Raw genomic sequence first — 1,004 nt, 5'->3', positions numbered from 1 at the left:
CTGTATGAGCCGAGCCGAGAATACATCTAGGCGCGAAGCAAAGCGCGCCGCGAAAGAAGAGAAGAAGGAACTGCGAGCAGCACGCGCGAATGCCAAGGCGCGCGGCAAATCGGACGTCAGCCGCCGTTTGCGTGCGCAGGAGAAGGAGCTCACCGAGCAGACGGCATCGAAGCGCCGCGCGCGATTCGCGGCTAAGGACGTGTGCGCCTATATCGGCTATGACGCCATGTATGCCGACGGCATCTCCCAGGTGGAAGAAGGCATCTTCTCCCAGACGATGAAATTCACCGACATCAGCTACCAGTCCGCGCGAGAGGAGAACCAGCAGGCGATCTTCTCTACGTACTGCCAGCTGTTCGATTACTTCGGTGCGGAAACCTCCGTGCAGCTCAACATCGTGAATACGCCGATACCGGCAGACGAGATAGGCAACAAGGTCTTCTTCGAGTGCCATGAGGAGCGAACGCGCGCCTATGTGGACGAGTACAACCGCATCCTGAACGACAAGATGCGCGAGGGCGTGTCCAACCTCATCCGCGAGCGCTATCTGACCTTCGCAGTCGGTGCCCCCAACGTCGATGCCGCCGTGCCGAAGCTCGCGCGCATGAGAAACGATTGCGCGCGAACGCTCGCGCGCATCAGAAGCGATGCGACCGTCGTGCGCGGGGAAGAGCGCCTAGCCGCCATCCACTCGCAGCTGCGTCCGGGCAAGAAGCTGTCCTCTCCCGTTTTCGGGGAGCTGTCATGCAGAAGCGGGCTTCGCACCAAGGACCTTATCGCTCCGGGCGTTCTCGACTTCAAGCCCGAGGGTCGCTCCGATTGCTTCTATTCTGACGGCATGTATGGCCAAGTGCTGGGATTTCGCCGCTTCGGCAGCGAGCTGTCCGATCGCGCTTTGGCTGACATCATCGACCTGCCCCTGCCCTTGAACGTCACCCTGCATGTCCAAGCCATGGATAAGGCGAAGGCCGTCTCCTTCGTGAAGCAGCGCCTCGCCTGGATGG

General features: G+C 61.0%; 1 pseudogene. It reads left to right on the top strand.

Annotated features, from left to right (window positions below):
* Positions 1 to 4: 4 nt before the first annotated feature.
* A pseudogene (locus tag RR842_RS11490) lies at positions 5 to 1,004 on the top strand (conjugal transfer protein TraC); the annotation flags it as partial.

The organism is Gordonibacter sp., from assembly GCF_036667095.1.
Classification (GTDB): Bacteria; Actinomycetota; Coriobacteriia; order Coriobacteriales; family Eggerthellaceae; genus Gordonibacter.
This window is presented reverse-complemented; position numbering and strand designations above follow the sequence as displayed.